Origin of the sequence: Paractinoplanes toevensis, from assembly GCF_018332695.1 — a bacterium.
In the GTDB taxonomy this organism is placed as follows: Bacteria; Actinomycetota; Actinomycetes; order Mycobacteriales; family Micromonosporaceae; genus Actinoplanes; species Actinoplanes toevensis.
Window position 1 is genome coordinate 1 of sequence record NZ_BOQN01000174.1, and the last position, 17236, is coordinate 17236.

At 69.4% G+C, this 17236-nt stretch carries 15 protein-coding genes; 6 read left to right on the plus strand and 9 right to left on the minus strand.

What is annotated here, in order from left to right:
* The coding region (locus Ato02nite_RS48865) for a protein kinase domain-containing protein (RefSeq protein ID WP_213013588.1) at nucleotides 1–944 on the plus strand (944 nt) is incomplete at its 5' end.
* Nucleotides 941–2764, plus strand: coding sequence for a Stk1 family PASTA domain-containing Ser/Thr kinase (gene pknB, locus Ato02nite_RS48870; protein WP_213013589.1), 1824 nt, complete (start codon nucleotides 941–943; stop codon nucleotides 2762–2764). The genes Ato02nite_RS48865 and pknB, both read left to right, overlap by 4 nt.
* A 4-nt stretch (nucleotides 2765–2768) precedes the next feature.
* Here pknB and Ato02nite_RS48875 read toward each other — a convergent pair whose 3' ends face one another.
* The 4 genes from Ato02nite_RS48875 to Ato02nite_RS48890 are packed head-to-tail and all read right to left on the minus strand — an operon-like array spanning nucleotide 2769 to nucleotide 7942.
* Nucleotides 2769–3419 carry an aminodeoxychorismate/anthranilate synthase component II gene (locus tag Ato02nite_RS48875; protein WP_213013590.1) on the minus strand — a complete coding sequence of 217 codons (651 nt, stop codon included), beginning with the start codon at nucleotides 3417–3419 and terminating at the stop codon, nucleotides 2769–2771.
* 1 nt (nucleotide 3420) lies between these two features.
* Nucleotides 3421–3729: a hypothetical protein gene (locus Ato02nite_RS48880; protein WP_213013591.1), complete on the minus strand. Its 309-nt coding sequence runs from the start codon at nucleotides 3727–3729 to the stop codon at nucleotides 3421–3423.
* A gap of 5 nt (nucleotides 3730–3734) precedes the next feature.
* Nucleotides 3735–7133, minus strand: a complete 3399-nt coding sequence (locus Ato02nite_RS52375) for a class E sortase (RefSeq protein WP_246608216.1) — start codon at nucleotides 7131–7133, stop codon at nucleotides 3735–3737.
* On the minus strand, nucleotides 7133–7942 hold the full coding sequence (locus Ato02nite_RS48890) for a DUF881 domain-containing protein (protein WP_213013592.1): 810 nt from the start codon (nucleotides 7940–7942) through the stop codon (nucleotides 7133–7135). Before Ato02nite_RS48890 ends, Ato02nite_RS52375 begins: the two co-directional genes overlap by 1 nt.
* 176 nt (nucleotides 7943–8118) lie before the next feature.
* On the opposite strand from Ato02nite_RS48890, the gene Ato02nite_RS48895 reads away from it, so the two are divergent.
* Both Ato02nite_RS48895 and Ato02nite_RS48900 read left to right on the plus strand, forming a co-directional pair.
* The gene (locus tag Ato02nite_RS48895) at nucleotides 8119–8385 is read left to right on the plus strand and encodes a cell division protein CrgA (RefSeq protein ID WP_213013593.1); all 267 of its coding nucleotides are present in this window, start codon (nucleotides 8119–8121) and stop codon (nucleotides 8383–8385) included.
* Nucleotides 8386–8578: 193 nt separating this feature from the next.
* Nucleotides 8579–10711 carry a (Fe-S)-binding protein gene (locus Ato02nite_RS48900; RefSeq protein ID WP_213013594.1) on the plus strand — a complete coding sequence of 711 codons (2133 nt, stop codon included), beginning with the start codon at nucleotides 8579–8581 and terminating at the stop codon, nucleotides 10709–10711.
* Here the strand turns inward: Ato02nite_RS48900 and Ato02nite_RS48905 are convergent.
* On the minus strand, nucleotides 10708–11376 hold the full coding sequence (locus Ato02nite_RS48905) for a GOLPH3/VPS74 family protein (RefSeq protein ID WP_213013595.1): 669 nt from the start codon (nucleotides 11374–11376) through the stop codon (nucleotides 10708–10710). The two genes, Ato02nite_RS48900 and Ato02nite_RS48905, sit on opposite strands and share 4 nt — an antisense overlap.
* Nucleotides 11377–11468: 92 nt before the next feature.
* Between Ato02nite_RS48905 and Ato02nite_RS48910 the strand changes: the two genes are divergently transcribed.
* Both Ato02nite_RS48910 and Ato02nite_RS48915 read left to right on the plus strand, forming a co-directional pair.
* On the plus strand, nucleotides 11469–12803 hold the full coding sequence (locus Ato02nite_RS48910) for a hemolysin family protein (RefSeq protein ID WP_213013596.1): 1335 nt from the start codon (nucleotides 11469–11471) through the stop codon (nucleotides 12801–12803).
* Nucleotides 12796–13824 (plus strand): hemolysin family protein, encoded by a 1029-nt coding sequence (locus Ato02nite_RS48915; protein ID WP_213013597.1) that lies wholly within the window; start codon nucleotides 12796–12798, stop codon nucleotides 13822–13824. The genes Ato02nite_RS48910 and Ato02nite_RS48915 overlap by 8 nt, the downstream gene beginning before the upstream one ends.
* On the opposite strand, the gene Ato02nite_RS48920 is transcribed toward Ato02nite_RS48915, so the two are convergent.
* From Ato02nite_RS48920 to Ato02nite_RS48935, 4 genes are read right to left on the minus strand one after another with little or no spacing between them, the layout of a single operon-like run.
* Nucleotides 13821–14597 (minus strand): ABC transporter ATP-binding protein, encoded by a 777-nt coding sequence (locus Ato02nite_RS48920; RefSeq protein ID WP_213013598.1) that lies wholly within the window; start codon nucleotides 14595–14597, stop codon nucleotides 13821–13823. The genes Ato02nite_RS48915 and Ato02nite_RS48920 overlap by 4 nt on opposite strands.
* 9 nt (nucleotides 14598–14606) lie before the next feature.
* A complete protein-coding gene (locus tag Ato02nite_RS48925; protein ID WP_213013599.1) occupies nucleotides 14607–15386 on the minus strand; it encodes an ABC transporter permease in 780 nt (259 codons plus the stop codon).
* Nucleotides 15383–16189, minus strand: coding sequence for an ABC transporter permease (locus Ato02nite_RS48930; RefSeq protein ID WP_213013600.1), 807 nt, complete (start codon nucleotides 16187–16189; stop codon nucleotides 15383–15385). Before Ato02nite_RS48930 ends, Ato02nite_RS48925 begins: the two co-directional genes overlap by 4 nt.
* Entirely contained in the window at nucleotides 16186–17151 is a 966-nt protein-coding gene (locus Ato02nite_RS48935) for an ABC transporter substrate-binding protein (RefSeq protein ID WP_246608217.1), read from the minus strand. Before Ato02nite_RS48935 ends, Ato02nite_RS48930 begins: the two co-directional genes overlap by 4 nt.
* Between the last annotated feature and the right edge of the window lie 85 nt (nucleotides 17152–17236).

Genomic DNA, 17236 nt, shown 5'->3' on the forward strand with positions numbered 1-17236 from the left:
TGCACCGCGACGTGAAACCCGGCAACCTGCTGGTCCGCCCGAACGGCACGCTGGTGCTCACCGACTTCGGCATCGCCCGGTCGGCCCTCGTCGGCCAGCTGACGGTGGCCGGGTCGGTGCTGGGCACCGCTTCGTACATCTCGCCGGAGCAGGCCTCCGGTGAGGGCGCCACGGCCGCCTCCGACGTCTACGCCCTGGGCGTGGTCGCCTACCAGTGCCTCTCCGGGCACCGGCCGTTCGACGGTGCCACCCCGATCGAGATCGCCATGAAGCACGTCCGGGAGACGCCGCGGCCGCTGCCCGCCGACATCCCGCCCTCGGTGCGCGCCATCGTGGACCGCGCGCTGGCCAAGGACCCGGGTGCCCGCTGGCCGTCCGCCTCGGCGATGGCCGCGGTGGCCCGGCAGGCCGCGTCGGCGCTGGCCACCACGTCACAGCAGCCGGCGGGTCAGCCGGCTCGCACGTCCGCATCGGCCAGTCCGGCGGCCGGCCCGATCCCGGGCGCACCGATCAGCGGCAGCGCTCGTCCGCCGTACCCTCCGGTGCCGCGACCCACCTCGGGCGCGCGCGGCGCCGCCTCCGTACCCTCCGGGCCGCCGATTCAGCAGCAGCCCCAGCCGCAGCCGTACCGCCCGCCGTACGCCGCTCCCCGGCCGGCGCAGGCGCAGCCGATGCCGTCGGCGAAGCCGGAGAGCTCGGCCGGCCGGCAGGTACTCATCGTGCTCGCCGTCGTCCTCGCGCTGTTGGTCCTGCTGTGTGCCGGGGTCATCTCATTCCTCTACAAGCAGGGCAACAACGCCATGAGTGACCGGCCGGTGTCGGTGGCTGTCGCCCAGAAGGGCACCGCCGACAGTGAACCGTCGGCGGCGTCGTACCGTCTAACCAGACAGACCGGCGCGAAACCCGGCTGGAACCGTGCTAACGAAGGACGACAGACGCTATGACGGCGCAGGCCCGCCTGCTCGGTGGCAGGTACCAGGTCGGCGAGCTATTGGGCTACGGCGGAATGGCCGAGGTGCACCGAGGACGTGACCTCCGGCTGGGCCGTGACGTGGCCATCAAGATGCTGCGCACCGACCTTGCCCGCGACGCGACCTTCCAGGAACGATTCCGGCGCGAGGCGCAGAACTCCGCGGCCCTCAACCACCCGGCGATCGTCGCCGTCTACGACACCGGCGAGGAGATCTCGTCGACCGGCGAAAAACTGCCGTTCATCGTGATGGAGTTCGTCAACGGACGGACCCTCAAGGAAGTTCTCGCCCAGGAGCAGCGGCTTCAGCAGCGCCGGGCGCTCGAGATCATCGCCGACATCTGCGCGGCCCTGGAGTTCAGCCACCGGCACGGGATCATTCACCGGGACATCAAGCCCGGCAACGTGATGATCACGCAGAACGGCCAGGTCAAGGTCATGGACTTCGGTATCGCGCGGGCCCTGGCCAGCGGCGCGACCACCATGACGCAGACCAGCGCGGTGATCGGCACGGCCCAATACCTTTCCCCCGAGCAGGCGCGCGGCGAGTCCGTCGACGCCCGCTCCGATGTGTACGCGGCCGGCTGTGTCCTGTTCGAACTGCTCGTCGGGCACCCGCCGTTCGTCGGCGACAGCCCGGTCAGCGTGGCCTACCAGCACGTCCGCGAAGAGCCGAAGGCGCCGAGCGACGTCAACCACGAGGTGAGCCGGGACGTCGACGCGATCGTCCTGAAGGCCCTCGCCAAGAACCCGATGAACCGGTATCAGAGCGCCCAGGAGATGCGCGCCGACGCGCTGCGCGCCGTCTCCGGCCGTCCGGTGCTGGCCACCCCGGTGATGAGCCAGGCCGAGACGATGGCGATGCAGGGTCAGGCGACCCGGCAGTGGCAGCCGCAGGCCGCCACCACCATGCAGCGCCCGATCGATGGCATGCCGCCGCAGCCGGAACGGAAGTCCTCGTCCTGGGTCATGGCGGCGCTGGCGGCCCTCGGTGTGCTGGTCGTGGTCGTGCTCGGTGTCGCGCTGGCGATGTCCCGCAACGACGACAAGACCGGCGACGGGCAGCAGCAGGCCGCCACGCACACCATGCCCAACCTCGAGGGCAAGACCGACGCGCAGGCGCGGGCGGCCCTCAAGGCGCTGAACCTGAACAACATCTCGCCCGAGGCGCCGACCACCGGCGACGACTGCACCGGCAAGATCGTTAAACAGGACCCGCAGCCGAACGCGACGGTTCCCGAGGACCAGACGATCAGCTACCAGATCTGCAACGCGCCGGAGAAGGTCACCGTGCCGACCAACCTGATCGGCGGCACCAAGCAGAACGCCCTGGACCAGCTCACCGCCCTCGGCCTGGTGCCCGAGTTCAAGCAGGTCAGTAGCTCGCAGCAGGTCGACACCGTGACCGATGTCGAGAAAAAGGGCGAGAAGGTCGACCCGGGCACCAAGATCACAGTCAGCATCTCCAAGGCCAACAAGGTCAAGATGCCGAAGGTGACCGACCAGACCCTGGACACCGCTCTGGCCCTGCTCGAACAGGCCGGCCCCTTCAACGTCTCGCAGAAGACCGTCCCGGCCACCGACCCGGCCCAGGTCCCCGGAACCGTCATCGGCCAGGACCCGAAGGCCGGTGCCACGGTCGAGAAGGGTGACAAGGTCACCATCACGGTGGTGGGCGACCTGGAACCGAGCGGCGACCCGTCGCCGACCGACACCGAGACGCCGGGCAACGGCGGTAACGGTGCCGGCGGGGTGGTCGACGAGGCCCTGGCCGTCGTCCGGCAGGACGACTAGCGCGTCAGGCTGAGGCGAACGCCGCTCGCCGCCGGGTTTCCACCTCGGCGGCCAGCGGCGGAGCCTTCTCCAGCGCCGACGGCAGCCCGCAGGAGGCCAGCCAGTTCGCCAGCATGGTGTGACCGCCCTCGGTGAGCACCGATTCCGGGTGGAACTGCACGCCCTCGATCGGCAGCGTGCGGTGGCGCATCGCCATCACCACGCCCGACTCGGTGCGGCCGGTCACCTCGATCTCGTCCGGCAGGGTCTCGGGCAGGACCGCCAGCGAGTGGTAGCGGGTCGCGGTGAACGGTTCGGGCAGGCCGGTCAGCACGCCCGCACCGGTGTGGTGCACCTCGGACGTCTTGCCGTGCAGCAGCTCCGGGGCGCGGGTCACCGTCGCACCGAAGGCGGCGCCGATCGCCTGATGCCCCAGGCACACGCCGAACATCGGGACCTTCCCGGCGTACGCCTGAATTGCCTCCATCATGATGCCGGCCCGCTGCGGCGTGCCCGGCCCCGGCGAAAGCAGAATGCCGGCGGCGCCGAAGGTGCCGACGTCGGCGACCGAGATCTCGTCGTTGCGCCGCACCTCGCATTCGGCGCCGAGCTGGCCCAGGTACTGCACCAGGTTGAAGACGAACGAGTCGTAGTTGTCGATAACGAGAATGCGCACGTCAGTCACCTGGGAGAGCGGCCTTCGACTTCGAGGGGGAGGTTGAGGGGTGCGGAGCGTTCGACTCGGTGCTGTAGGGGATCTCGTCCGGACCGTCGACATTGTTCGACGAGATGACGTTCGGGTCCTCCTGAGCCGGGCCCTGCTCGGTGCCCGAGCCCACCTGCACGTCGTCGAACGGCAGCAGCGGGGTCGCCCAGGGGAAAACCACATACCAGAGCAGGGCGCCGGTCGCGACGATCAGGCCGAGCGAGCCGGTCAGCTTCCCCCAGATGCCGAACGGGAGCTTGCGCCAAATCCAGGCGTACATCGCGCCTACGCCTTCGTCTTCATCTCGGCCGGCATGCCGGCGTCGGCCAGGGATTGGTTGCGCGGCACCTTCGAGGCCAGCTCGGCGTGCACGATCAGCCGCTGGTAGTTGTTGAACTTCGGGTTGCACGTGGTCAGCGTGAGCAGGGCCTTCGTCGCTTTCACGCCCGGCTTGTCGGGAACCGGGGCGACCACCTCGACGGCGCTCGGCTTCACGACCTCGTGGCCGTAGACCTTGTAGACGTACCAGTAGTCCTTGGTCTCGACGCCGATCACGTCACCCGGCTTCAGCTCGTCGAGTCGCCAGAAGATCTTCCGGATCCGGTGACCGGCCACCGAGAAGTTGCCGACCTGGCCGGGCAGCGCGGTGTCCGGGTAGTGGCCGGGCGCGTACTTGATGTCGTGCGGCCGGACACCGTTGACGACCACCCACTCCTTGTCGAGCTTCGGGATGTAGAGCCGGCCGACCAGCCCGTTGCCGGGCGCGGCCGGACCCTTCACGGCCGTCGTCGGCGCCACGGTCGGGTCGCTCCACTGCTGGCTGAGCTCATCGGCCAGCGCATCCTGCTCGTCCTGCACCTTCGCCGAGTTACCGAACACCTCGTAACCCGCGAACAACAGGATGATCAACCCGAACGTGATCATCAGCTCGCCGGAGAACCGAACACCCGCCCGGATCCGCGAACCGACCGTCGGCCTCGTGAGCTCGGAATACACGCTTTTGTAGCCCTCATCGGTCTGCTCGGGCCGCAGCTTCACCACACGCTCGCCGCGCTTCGGCTTCAAGTCGTCGCCCTCGTCAACCGGTTCCGGAGTTCTGTCGGGGCCGCCCGGGCGTACCGGAGGGGCCTCGGCCGCGCCGAGGACGGCGTCGGGGTCGGCGCCGGCCTTTGCGGCCTTCGCCGCAAGGCCGGGCACGGCCGCCATGAGAGCGGTGGGTTCTTTCACCGCCGCCAGCGAGGTGGTCTCTCTGGGTTTCACCGCGGGGAGTACGCCGGTGGGCGCATCAGTGGTACGGATGACGGCCGTCGCGCTCGGATCCTGCGGCAGTCCGGGGAACATCGGCGGGGCCTTCGCCGTGTCCGCGCGCTGAGTGCCGGGGGCCTGGCCGCCGAGGGGGTCGCCGGGAAGACCGGCCGGCCGAGTCGGCGGCATCGCGTAGGCGCCGGCCGGAGAGGTGTTGGCCGGGAAAGTGCCGGCCGAAGAGGTGTTGGCCGGGAAGGTGCTGGCCGGAGAGGTACTGACCGGGAAGTTGCCGGCCGGAGAGATGCTGGCCGGGGATGTGCTGTTCGGCGAGGTGCTTCGAGCCGGGTATGCGGCGGTCGGATCGCCCGCGAAGCCGGCGCCCTGGGCCGACCGACCTGCGGCGAAGGTCTCAGCCGGTTGGGTCGAGCGGGCTGCCGGGAAGGCTTCCGCCGGCTGGCTCGACCGTGTTGCCGGGAAAGTATCGGCCGGCTGGCTGGGGCGCGTTGCCGGGAGGGCATCGGCCGGTCGCGTCGGGCGAAGCGCTGCGAAAGGGTCCGCCTGCTGCGTCGGGCGAACAGCCGCGAAGGCGTCGGCGGGCTGCGTCGGGCGAAGCGCCGCGAAAGCGTCGGCGGGCTGGGCCGACCGGGCATCTGGGAAAGCCTCGGCCGGTGGGGTGGAACGAGCCGCTGGGTAGGTCTCGGCGGGTTCGGGCGAGCGCCACGGGAGGCTGTGGCCGTTGGTCGGGTCGGCGGCTTGGCCGTTCACGCCGTGGCCGTTCGCGCGGGCGCCGCCGAAATCGCCGACCTGGGCGCCGGCGTAGCCGTTCGCGCGGGCTTCGACCCGGTCCGGGAGGCTCTGGGCGCCGGCGTAGCCGTTCGTGCGGGCCTCGACCTGGGTGGAAGGTGCCTGAGCCGCGGCGTGGGTGTTCGCGCGGGCGTCGACTTGAGTGGAAGGTGCCTGAGCCGCGGCGTGGGTGTTCGTGCGGGCGTCGACTTGGGCGGAGGGTGCCTGAGCCGCGGCGTGGATGTTCGTGCGGGCCTCGACCTGGGCGGAGGGTGCCTGAGCCGCGGCGTAGCCGTTCGTGCGGGCCTCGGGCTGGCTTGGGTAGCCGGGCTGGGTGAAGGGAGCTTCGCGGCGGGGTGCCTCGGGCTGCGCGGCTGTGACGGCCCGGCGTGGCTGCTCGGCTGCAGGCGGGGACGAATGCTCGGCGGCGGCGAAGAAGTCGAACGCATTGTCGCTGGCCGTTGCGGCTGGTGGCAGCTCGGGGGCGCGGCGACGAGCCGCCAACGCTGCCGCGTGCACCTCTTCGGCCGTCTCGGCGCGCGGAGCGGCAGCCGCCAGGCTGCTGGGACCGGGCGTGGCTGTCCGCGGGGCACCGGCAGCTAGGCCGCCGGGGCCGAGCGAAGCGCCGGATGTGGCGCCGCCGAGACCGCTGGACACAGGGCCGCCAAGGTTGCCGGGTGCGGCGCCGCCAAGGCTGCCGGGTGCGGCGCCGCCCAGGTTGCCGGGTGCGGCGCCGCCGGGCCTGTCGGATCCTGTGTCGCCGGCTCTGCTGGGTGCTGCGCTGCTGGGGCTGCCGGGTGCGAAGCCGCCGATGCCGGGCGGGGCACCGAGGCTGGGCATGGCCCTTGTGTGGGCGCCGGAAGGCGGGGCCGCGGCGATCGGCGGCTGGCCTGCGAATTCCGGCGAAGCGGTCGATCGGGACGGTCCGGCTGGGATAGTCGAACCAGTGGGACCGGGGGAAGCGGGCCGCGCGAAGTCGCCGCGGGCGGCGGAAATGCGTCGCTCGACGGCCTCGTCGGTGCTGATCACGGCGGTTTCCGCCGCAGAGGGGGTCGCAGGCGCGACCGGCGGCGCAGCCACGGCCGGGCGCGTCCCGGCCGGGCTGGACGCGGCCGGGTGCGGCGCGGCCAGCTGCGGCGTGCCTGGATACGGCGCGGCCGATTGCGGCGTGCCTGGATACGGTGCGGCGGAGTGCGGCGCGCCCGGATACGGCGCGGCGGAGTGCGGCATGGCCGACTGCGGCGCGGCGGAGTGCGGCATGGCCGACTGCGGCGCGGCGGACTGCGGGCCGGCTGGAGGTGGCGCGGGCGAGTGCGGCGCGGCGGGTGAGGGCGCCGACTGTGGCTGCCGTAGCGGCTGCTCGCCCGGGCGCGCGGCGGGGCTCTGCGGGCGATTGGCGGCCGCCGGCGGCGGAGTGGGCGGCAGGGCGGTCGGCTGCGGCGTGGCGGAGTACGCGGCCGGGGACGGCTCGGGCGGCGGGAACGTGGCCGACGGTGGTGTGGGGGTGCCGCCCAGGCCGATCGGTGGGGCCAGTGGGCCGCCGGGCACTCCGTCGGGGGACGCGTCGGTTATGCGCGGGATGTACGCCGTCTGGGCTTCGGCGTCGGGGGCGCGGTGGCGACCCGAGTTGGCGGCCGCGGAGTTGTCCGGAGCCATTACTCGGCCACTCGCGCGGATCGGAGATCACTCGATCCGTCGTACGCCCGCACAGTCACGTTCCTCTCGACGGTTTCCGTGTAGCCGAGGCCGAAATCAGCGACGGCGTCCCGGAATTGTTGGACTCCCTCCGCGGATTCCAACGCTTGACGCATTGCTTCGGGTTCGCCAATCGCCGTGATCTTGAACGGTGGAGAGAAGACCTGGCCGTGTAGCAGCAGCGTGTTGCCGACGCATCGTACCGCGCTGGTCGAGATGACGCGGACATCCATGATCGACATTGCCTCGGCCCCACCTGCCCACATGGCATTTACGACGGCTTGAACGTCACCCTGGTGGACGACAAGATCGTCGTTGTCGGGGGCGTTCGGGCCTAGGTCGGTGCCTCGGCGGGAGGAGTCGTTGAGGGTGACCGTGAGGCCGGGGCCGGCGAGTGCGGTGAAGCCGGCCTGGGGGCGCAGCGCGTCCGCTTTGTCGCGAGCCTCCTTGACCGGGAGGTTGGTCTCCGCCAGCCGGGCCGAGTCGGCGTCGACCTCGGCGCGCAGGTCGGCGAAGGTTTTCTCGCGTTCCTTGTGCCGTTCGTTGCGGTCGGCGATCAGCTGAGCCAGCTGCGGGCGACGGTCGTCGCGGAGTTGGGTGCCGTCGGCGGTGCGGGCGGAGGTGGTGAAGAGCAGGCCGGCGGCCAGCGCGATCAGCGGGACCACGGCCGACCAGCCGCGGGTCCGCTGGGTGCGTCCGCGCGGGCGGAGGCCGCCCAGAGCACGCCGCAACACGAGCCGCCACGAAGGCGCGCCGGTCGTGTATTCCACGGGCCTATCCTCCTGAAACTCCGCTTCGCGCATTTTCCTTGCCTGGCGGGTGCCGGTCTGTGCGCCGCCTTGACTACGCTAGCTGTCGAACAGTATTCGCCACGGGCAGCAATCGGGGGATCTCGAGCCGCTCAGCGGTGGGTTGTTCACCACTTGTTGCCCTTCAGGAGAGCACCGTGCCGAAGTCTCAGGTTCGCAAGAAGAAGGTCTACACCCCGCCGACGGACATCCGTCCCGCGGCGGCCGCAGCCGCGTCCAAGAAGCCGAGTCCGATCCTGCTGCCGATCACGGCAGTGACGCTGATCGTGGTCGGCATCGCTTGGCTCGTCGTCTACTACCTGTCCTCGCAGAAGTGGCCGGTCGAGTCGTGGTCGTACTGGAATCTCGCGGTCGGCTTCGGATGCATGGTCGCCTCGCTGGGCATTCTGTCCCGCTGGCGTTGAGCTCCGGTGCCCGCTTACTGCGGGTAGTGTGATCTTCGTCCGAATTGAGCGCATCCCGCGCTGTGAGCGGGGTGCGCTCTTCGCCTGACAAAAAGTCCGGCGAAACAAGGCGCCACTTGACCCGCCGCGCGCGGCCATCTATTACTCGTGGGTAACATGGGGCCGGGACCGGCCGTTCGAGGAGGGCACCAACGTGGGGATAGCGCAGATCATCGCTACCGTGCTGGCGGGCGTCATCACGATCACGGCCGTCGTACTGGCGGCACGTGCAGTCCTGACCATCACGGCGGTGATCCGGCTGGGCCAACCGGCCCCGGAGCGCTTCACCGACCGGGGCACCCGGACGAAGAAGATGCTGACCGAGACGCTCGGTCACACCCGGATGCTCAAGTGGAGCACGATCGGTGCTGCCCACTGGCTCGTGATGGTGTCCTTCATGATCCTGTTCCTGCTGGTCGTGGAGGCGTACTTCGAGGTCGTCGACCCCGAGGGCGGGCTGCCGATCATCGGGCACTGGATCGTCTACGGCTTCGTCACCGAGTGGATCGGCATCCTCGGTCTGGCCGGCATCCTCTACCTGATCTATGTGCGCCAGAAAGCGAACCGGGCGAAGCGCAGCCGGTTCCTGGGCTCGACGATGTGGCAGGCCTACTTCGTCGAGGCGGTGATTCTCGGCGTACTGGTGTGCGGGTTCTTGATTCGCGGTTTCAAGGTCGCCAATGACACGTTCGAGTTCCCGGTCTGGGCGACACCGCTGAGCCACGCCGTCGGCTCGCTCCTCCCAAAGGCCGAAGACGGGCCGACGTGGGTCGCGCTGGTCAAGCTGTTCATCTCGATGGGCTGGCTGATCACCATCGGGCTCAACCCGACCATGGGGGTGGCCTGGCACCGCTTCCTGGCGTTCTTCAACATCTTCTTCAAGCGCAGCCCGGAGAAGCCGGCCGGTTCCGGCCTGGGCGCGCTCAAGCCGATGATGAGCGCGGGCAAGCCCCTCGACTTCGAGGAGGCCGACCCGGAGAAGGACCAGTTCGGCGTCGCCCAGGTCGAGCAGTTCACCTGGAAGGGTCTGCTCGACTTCTCCACCTGCACCGAGTGCGGCCGCTGCCAGTCGCAGTGCCCGGCCTGGAACACCGGTAAGCCGCTGTCGCCGAAGCTCATGATCCTTTCGCTGCGCGACAACGCCTACGCCAAGGCTCCCTATCTGCTGGGCGGTGGCGGTAAGGACCTGACCGGCGAGGAGAAGGCCACCGAGGCCCAGCTCGCCCACATGGACGTGCTCGCCTTGGCCGAGGGCAACCGCCCGCTGATCGGCACCGAGGAAGAGCAGGGGATCATCGACCCGGACGTGCTGTGGTCGTGCACCACCTGCGGCGCCTGCGTCGAGCAGTGCCCGGTGGACATCGAGCACATCGACCACATCGTCGACATGCGTCGTTATCAGGTGCTGATCGAGTCGAGCTTCCCGTCCGAGGCCGGCGTCATGCTCCGCAACCTGGAGAACAAGGGCAACCCGTGGGGCGCGCCGCAGAACACCCGCGAGGACTGGACCAAGGGCCTCGATTTCGAGATCAAAAGAGCAGGCGAGGCCGAGGACTTCGAGTACCTGTTCTGGGTCGGTTGCGCCGGAGCGTTCGAGGACCGGGCCAAGAAGACCACCCGGGCGGTGGCCACGCTGCTGCACGAGGCCGGCGTCGATTACGCCATTCTGGGTGAGGGCGAGACGTGTACGGGTGACCCCGCCCGCCGGATCGGTAACGAGTTCGTCTTCCAGATGCTCGCCCAGCAGAATGTCGAGACTTTGCAGGAAGCGAAGGTCAAGAAGATCGTCGCGACCTGCCCGCACTGCTTCAACACCCTGGGCAACGAGTACGAGCAGCTCGGCCTCAAGGTCGAGGTGGTGCACCACACCCAGCTGCTGGCCCACCTGGTCAAGGAGGGCAAGCTCACCCCGGTGCAGCCGATCGAGGGTGACGTGACCTACCACGACCCGTGCTATTTGGGCCGGCACAACCGGGTCTTCGACGCTCCCCGTGAGGTGCTCGGCGAATCCACCAAGAACCTCGTGGAGATGCCGCGTAACTCCGAACGTTCCTTCTGCTGCGGCGCGGGCGGTGCCCGCATGTGGATGGAGGAGAAGATCGGCAAGCGGATCAACATCGAGCGCACCGAGGAGGCCCTGGCCACCGGGGCCAAGACGATCGCGGTCGGCTGCCCGTTCTGCTACACGATGGTGGGCGACGGCGTGACCGCCAAGGGCCAGCAGGACAACGTCGAGGTCGTCGACGTCGCGACGGTGCTGCTCCGGTCGCTCAAGCAGGAGGTCTAGGCGCTCGAGCCGGCGGTGGCCGCCGTCGTGGAGGCGATGATCGCGATCATTACGGCGGCCTGGATCTCCTCGATCGTCTTGCGGACCGCGTCGGCGGCCCACGAACCCTCGCCGATCTCCTTGAGTCGGGCCGTCACCCGCTTGCGGTCCAGGTCGCCGAGCACCTTGCGGTCGAGCTCGGTCGCGGCGACCAGGGCGCAGAGCGCCGCCGTGCGCGGCTCGACCGGGCCGGTGCCGAGTACGGCGGCACGGAGGCGTTCCCGGGCCTCGGCCTCGACGGCGGGCAGTTCACCGGTGGCCGGCGGGTACAGCGTGCGTGGGAAAACCCACAGCACCCGATCCTTCTCGACGGTCAGCACACCCTCGGCGACGAGCTTCTCCAGCACCCGCGGCCGGGCCTGCTTGGACAGCTTGGTAATCCAATGACCGGGTTTACGGGTTTTGTCCAAAGAGACGATCATCGATAAAGCTTGATCGGTCAGAGCGTCACCGGTCGGTTCCGCGGAGAGCACCACGACCCGCTTGTCCTCGACGTCGACCCGCTCGGCCAGCGCCAACTCCAGCAGGAGAGCCCCGCCGAGTCCGTTGTCCAGGTGCGTGCCGTCGGTAAGCGGCGCGCCGCTCTCGTCGTACGCCAGAAGTAGGAACTCCTCCGCAAGGCTCATGACTTGACGGTAGCCGCCGGAGGCGCACGGGACCCGTGTTCACGCACGTGCATGGGCGGTCCGGCACAATGAGGACCGAGGTGAAGCCGATCATGGACGGAGTGCTCGTGACCGCGGTGCTCCCGTTGGGGGCGTTCGCGCTGCTCACGGCGGCCAACGCGTTCTTCGTGGCGGCCGAGTTCGGGTTGGTCACCGTCGACCGGGCCGAGATCGACAAACGCGCCCGGGAGGGTGATCGGCGGGCCCGGACGGTCCAGCACGTACTCCATGGTCTTTCGTTCCAGCTCTCCGGCACCCAACTCGGCATCACCCTGGCCACGATCCTCACCGGTTACCTCGCCGAGCCGGCGCTGTCCAAGCTTTTCGATCCGCTGATCGAGCCGATTGCCGGCGACGCCACCGAGGGGATCACCCACGCGCTCGCGCTGATCGTGGCGACCCTGCTCTCGATGCTCTTCGGCGAGCTGGTGCCGAAGAACGCGGCGCTCGCCCGGCCGATGCGGGTCGCGCTGGCCACCGCGGCGCCGCTGCGTACGTTCTCCAAGATCTTCCGGTGGCTGATCGCCGGCCTCAACGGCTCGGCCAACTGGCTGGTCCGGCGGATCGGCATCGAGCCGCAGGAGGAGCTGGCCAGCGCCCGCTCCCCGGAGGAGTTGGGCCTGCTCGCCGCGATCAGCGCCCGGGCCGGCGCGCTGCCCAACGAGACGGCCACCCTGATGCGCCGGACGATCCGCTTCGGCGAGAAACGCGCGGCCAAGGCCATGACGCCCCGGGTCGACGTGGTCGGGCTCAAGACCACGGCGAGCGTCGCCGACCTGATCGCGGTGGCCCGGGAGACCGGGCACACCCGGTTCCCGGTCTACGAGAACACCATCGACGTGGTCACCGGGGTGGTCGGCGTGCCGGACGCCCTCGGGGTGCCACTCGAGCGACGTGCCGCGACTCGCGTCGCGACCATCGCCAAGGAGCCGGTGTACGTGCCGGAGAGCCTCAGCCTCGACAAGGTGCTCGCGGTCCTCCGGGCGGCCGACGCCGACCTGGCCATCGTGGTCGACGAGTACGGCGGCACCGACGGCGTGGTCACCGTCGAGGACCTGATCGAGGAGTTGGTCGGGGAGATCGCCGACGAGTACGACACCGAGGTCGACGAGGCCGGAACGCTGGAGCTGACCGCACCGGGCGGCGAGAAGACCTTCGTGGTCGACGGGCTGCTGCGTGAGGACGAGCTGATGGAGCAGACCGGGTTCGCGCTGCCCGAGGGGCCGTACGAAACTCTGGCCGGCTTTCTGCTCGCCCGGCTCGGCCACATCCCGGTGGCGGGCGAGTCACTGATGGACCACGGCTGGGAGTTCACCGTCATGGAGGTCGACCGGCATCGGGTCGAGCAGGTCCGGGTCGTGGCGCCGATGGAGCCCGCCGATGATTAAGATCCTGGTCACGATCCTGCTGCTGCTCGGCAACGGGCTTTTCGTGGGCGGCGAGTTCTCGCTGATCGCCTCCCGGCGTACGGCTCTGGAACCGCTCGCCGCCACCAGCAAGCGCGCCCGCTGGGCTCTCTCCGCGATGAACCAGATCCCGCTGATGATCGCGGGTGCCCAACTGGGCATCACCATCTGCTCGCTCGGTCTCGGTGCGCTCGCCGAGCCGGCGCTCGCGCATCTGCTGGAGGGTCCGTTCACGACGATCGGCCTGCCCGAGAACATGATCCACCCGGTCGCGTTCGTGCTGGCCCTGGTCGTGGTGGTCTTCCTGCACACGGTGGTCGGCGAGATGGTGCCGAAGAACATCACGCTGGCCGGGCCGGAACAGTCGGCTCTCATCCTCGGCCCGTTCATGCTGGCCTTCTGCACCGGCACCAAGCCGCTGCTCAACGCGATGCGCTGGGCGTCGCGGACGGTGCTGAAGCTGTGGAAGATCGAGGCGACCGACTCGGTGAAGACCGTCTTCACGGCCGAGGAACTGGCCGGCATGGTCACCCAGGCGCGCAGCGAGGGCCTGCTCGGTTCGGAGCAGTACGCCCGCATCCACGCCGCCCTGGGCCTCAACGACCGCACCGCCGCCGACACGCTGCGCCCCTGGTCGGGGGTGACGACGGTGGCCGACGACGCATCACCGGCGACCATCGAGGAGGTGGCCACCCGCACCGGGCGGTCCCGCTTCCCGGTGGTGCAGCGGGAGACCCGGCGGGTGCTGGGCTTCGTGCACGTCAAGGACATCCTGGGGTACGCGGCGGGGCAGCGCCGCCGGCCGATCCCGGCCGACGTCATCCGGCCGCTGGCCACCGTGCCGCCGAACCGCACGCTCGCCGATCTGCTGCTGGCCATGCGCCGCGACCGCCTGCACATCGTGCTGGTCAGCGACGGCCGCCAGCCGCTCGGCGTGATCACCCTGGACGACGTGATCCACGCCGTGGTCGGCGAGCCGGCCCACCCGCTGCCGGCCGCTTAAGCGGCGGCGACGCCCTTCGCCTCCTGGATGCGGGCGTAGACGTGCGAGCGCAATTCGACGAAGCGCGCCTCGGAGCGCGTCTTGAGCTGGTCGCGCTCGTCGGACAGGTCGATGTCGAGGTTTTCCAGCACGCTGGTCGGCGACGCGGAGAGCACCACGACCCGCTGACCGAGATAGACGGCCTCGTCGATGTCGTGGGTGACGAACAGCATGGTCATGCCGAACCGCTGCCACACCGTGCGGACGAGGTCTTCCAGGTCGGCCCGGGTCTGCGCGTCGACGGCCGCGAACGGCTCGTCCATCAGCAGCACCTTGGGTTGGAAGGCGATCGCCCGGGCGATGGCGACGCGCTGCTGCATGCCGCCGGAGAGTTGCCACGGGTACGCCTTGCCGGCGTCGCCGAGACCCACCGCCTTCAGTGACTCGTCGACGAGCTGGCGGCGCTCGGCCTTGGCGACGCCCTTGGACTTCAGTGGAAGCTCGATGTTCTCGGCGACCCGCAGCCACGGGAACAGGCTCCGCCCGTACTCCTGGAAGACGATCGCCAAGCCGTCCGGCGGACCGGTGACCGTTTGTCCCGCGACCTTGACCTCGCCGGAGGTCGGCGAGAGCAGGCCGCCGAGGCAGCGCAGCAGCGTGGTCTTGCCGCAGCCGGACGGGCCGACGACGCAGACGAACTGGCCGTCCTCGACGGTCAGCGTGATGTCGCGCAGCGCCTCGACGGTGCGGCCCTGGCCGCCGTATGTCTTGCGGAGTGACTTGATCTCCAGCACCGAAACCTCCTAGTGACCGCTGCGCTCGGCGGCGCGCGCGCCGTGGTACCAGTTCAGGACTCGCCGCTCGACGAGGGTGAAGGCCAGCGACAGCAGGACGCCGAGCAGGCCCAGGACGAACACGCCGCTCCACATCTCGGGGATCTGGAAGCCGCGCTGGAACTCGACGACCGTGTAGCCGAGGCCGTTGGTGGCGCCGAGCAGCTCGCCGATGACCATCATGATGATGCTGATGGACAGCGCCTGGCGAGCGCCGACCACGATCTGCGGACTGGCCGCCCGCAGGACGAAGGTGCGCAGCCGGAGCCAGCCGCCGATGCGGTAACTGCGGCAGGTGTCGGACAGCACCTCGTCGACGCCGCGGACCCCCTCGACCGTGTTCAGCAGCACCGGCCAGAGGCCGCCGACCACGATGACCAGCACCTTGGTCGGGTTTCCGATGCCGGCGACGAGAATCAGGATCGGCACGAGCACCGGCGGCGGGATGGCCCGGAGGAACTCCAGGAGCGGCTCGAGCAGCGAGCGCAGCCGGCGGTTGGCGCCGATCAGCACGCCGAGGGTGATGCCGATCAGGACGGCCAGGCCGTACCCGATGAACAGCCGGATCAGGCTGGGGAAGACGTCGCTCTTGAAGCGGGCGCCGGTCCAGGTGTCCGGGAAGACCTTGATGATGGTTTCCAGCGGGGGCTGGTAGAAGCTCTTGCTGCCGGCGCTGGCGAACCACCAGGTGACCAGCAGGACCACCGGGAGACCGACCAGCAGGCCGGTCCGGCTCAGGACGCGACTCATAGCGGGAGCTCCCTTCGCACCGAGGGGTGCCAGGCGAGCACCAGGCGCTCGGCTCGGCGGGTGGCCAGGTTGGCGATCAGGCCGATGAGACCGGACACGACGATCAGCGCATACATCGACGGCACCGCGATGCTGCTCTGCGCCACGGCGATCTCCTCGCCGATGCCCTTCGTGCCGCCGATCAGCAGCTCACCGGTGATGGTGAGGACCAGCGCCACCGAGGCGGCCAGGCGGATGCCGGTCATCGCGTAGGGCAGGGTGGTCGGCCAGACCAGGTAGCGGGCCTGCCGCCAGCGGTTCAGGCGGTAGGAGGCCGCGGTCTCCCGGGCGACCGGGTCGACGTCGGTCACGCCGTGCAGCACCTGGATCAGCACCTGCCAGAAGGAGGCGTAGACGACCAGCAGCAGGATTGACCGGATCGGGGCGCTGAACAGCACGATCGCGAGCGGCAGCAGGGCCACTGACGGGATCGGCCGGAGGAACTCAATGGTGGACGCGGTGGCGAGCCGCAGCGCCGGCACCGACCCGATGACGATGCCGAGCACGATGCCGGCCACGACGGCGATCGCCAGCCCGATCAGCCAGGTCGTGACCGTGCCGACCACGGCCTGCCAGAAACCACCGCGGCCGAACTCGTCGAACAGGGCCGCGATGATCTTGCTGGTGGGCGGAAAATACTCCGCTTTGAGTACGCCTACCCGCGGCAGGATCTCCAGGAGCGCCGCGAATCCGACGATCCCGAGCAGCCCGAGCAGGGCCGGAGAGTCTCCGGCCCTACGCAGGGTGAGTGGCGAGGTCGTCACTGGACCAGCTTCGCCGTATCGGCCGGGGCCGTGAGCAGGCCTTCCTGGACCAGGATGCTGCTCATCGTGTCCAGCGAGGTCTTGTCGATGTCACTGGCGAACTTCGGCAACGTCATCTGCGCCGCGGCCTCCGCCTTGATCGTCGTGTAGGTCGTGACGATCTGCCGCACCTCGTCGGGGTGGGCGTCGGCGTAGGCCAGCGACTCCTTCATGGCCTCGGTGAAGCGCTTGGCCAGGTCGGCCTTCTCGCCGAGCAACTGGGCCGAGGTGAAGTACGCCGAGATGGTGAGGTTCGGGCTGACCGCGGCGAACGAGCCGATCGTCTTCCAGCCCTTGGCCTTGGCCGAGGCCAGGAACGGCTCCACCACGAAGATCGCCTGCACCCGGCCGGCGTCGAGCGCCGCAGACATGTCGGGGAACCCGATTTCGACGAACTTGACCTTCGACGGGTCGCCGCCGTCCTTGCGGACCAGGTCTTTCACCGAGGTGTCCACAATGTTCTTCAAGGTGTTGCTGGCGACCGTCTTACCCTCGAGGTCCTTGGGGCGGGTGATCGCCGGGTCCTTGACGACCAGGCCGCTGAAGTCCTTGGCCGGGTCGGCGGTGGCGTTGTTGCCGTTGGCGACCGCCTTGATCGGCACGTTCTTGGATTGGCCGAGCATCAGCGAGACCACGTTGCTGAAGCCGAACTGGTACTGCCCGCTGACCACGGCCGGCACGATCGCCGCGCCGCCCTGGGCCTGCTCCAGCGTGAGGTCGATGTTCTGCTTCGTGAAGAAGCCCTTGGCCTTGCCGAGGTAGATCGGTGCCACGTCAACGATCGGGATGACCCCGACCTTGACCTTGTCGGCACCGCCGGCTGCGGAGCCGTTGTCGGAGGAATCGTCGGAGCCGCCGCAGCCGGCCGCACTCGCGGCCAGGGCGGTTACGGCAAACAAAGCGATGAGCCGTGTTCTCAACATGGTTCTCAGCAACCTCTACGTCATTGGAACCGGATGTTTCCACTGGTCGGAATTGACTGGTACGGATCGCGAACACGAAGGATCT

Excerpts from the sequence above, each read along its gene's own strand:
- pknB (WP_213013589.1), top strand. The coding sequence starts at position 941 with ATGACGGCGCAGGCCCGCCTGCTCGGTGGCAGGTACCAGGTCGGCGAG.
- Ato02nite_RS48905 (WP_213013595.1), bottom strand. The coding sequence starts at position 11,376 with ATGAGCCTTGCGGAGGAGTTCCTACTTCTGGCGTACGACGAGAGCGGC.
- Ato02nite_RS52375 (WP_246608216.1), bottom strand. The coding sequence starts at position 7,133 with ATGGCTCCGGACAACTCCGCGGCCGCCAACTCGGGTCGCCACCGCGCC.
- Ato02nite_RS48910 (WP_213013596.1), top strand. The coding sequence starts at position 11,469 with ATGGACGGAGTGCTCGTGACCGCGGTGCTCCCGTTGGGGGCGTTCGCG.
- Ato02nite_RS48915 (WP_213013597.1), top strand. The coding sequence starts at position 12,796 with ATGATTAAGATCCTGGTCACGATCCTGCTGCTGCTCGGCAACGGGCTT.
- Ato02nite_RS48935 (WP_246608217.1), bottom strand. The coding sequence starts at position 17,151 with ATGTTGAGAACACGGCTCATCGCTTTGTTTGCCGTAACCGCCCTGGCC.
- Ato02nite_RS48925 (WP_213013599.1), bottom strand. The coding sequence starts at position 15,386 with ATGAGTCGCGTCCTGAGCCGGACCGGCCTGCTGGTCGGTCTCCCGGTG.
- Ato02nite_RS48880 (WP_213013591.1), bottom strand. The coding sequence starts at position 3,729 with ATGTACGCCTGGATTTGGCGCAAGCTCCCGTTCGGCATCTGGGGGAAG.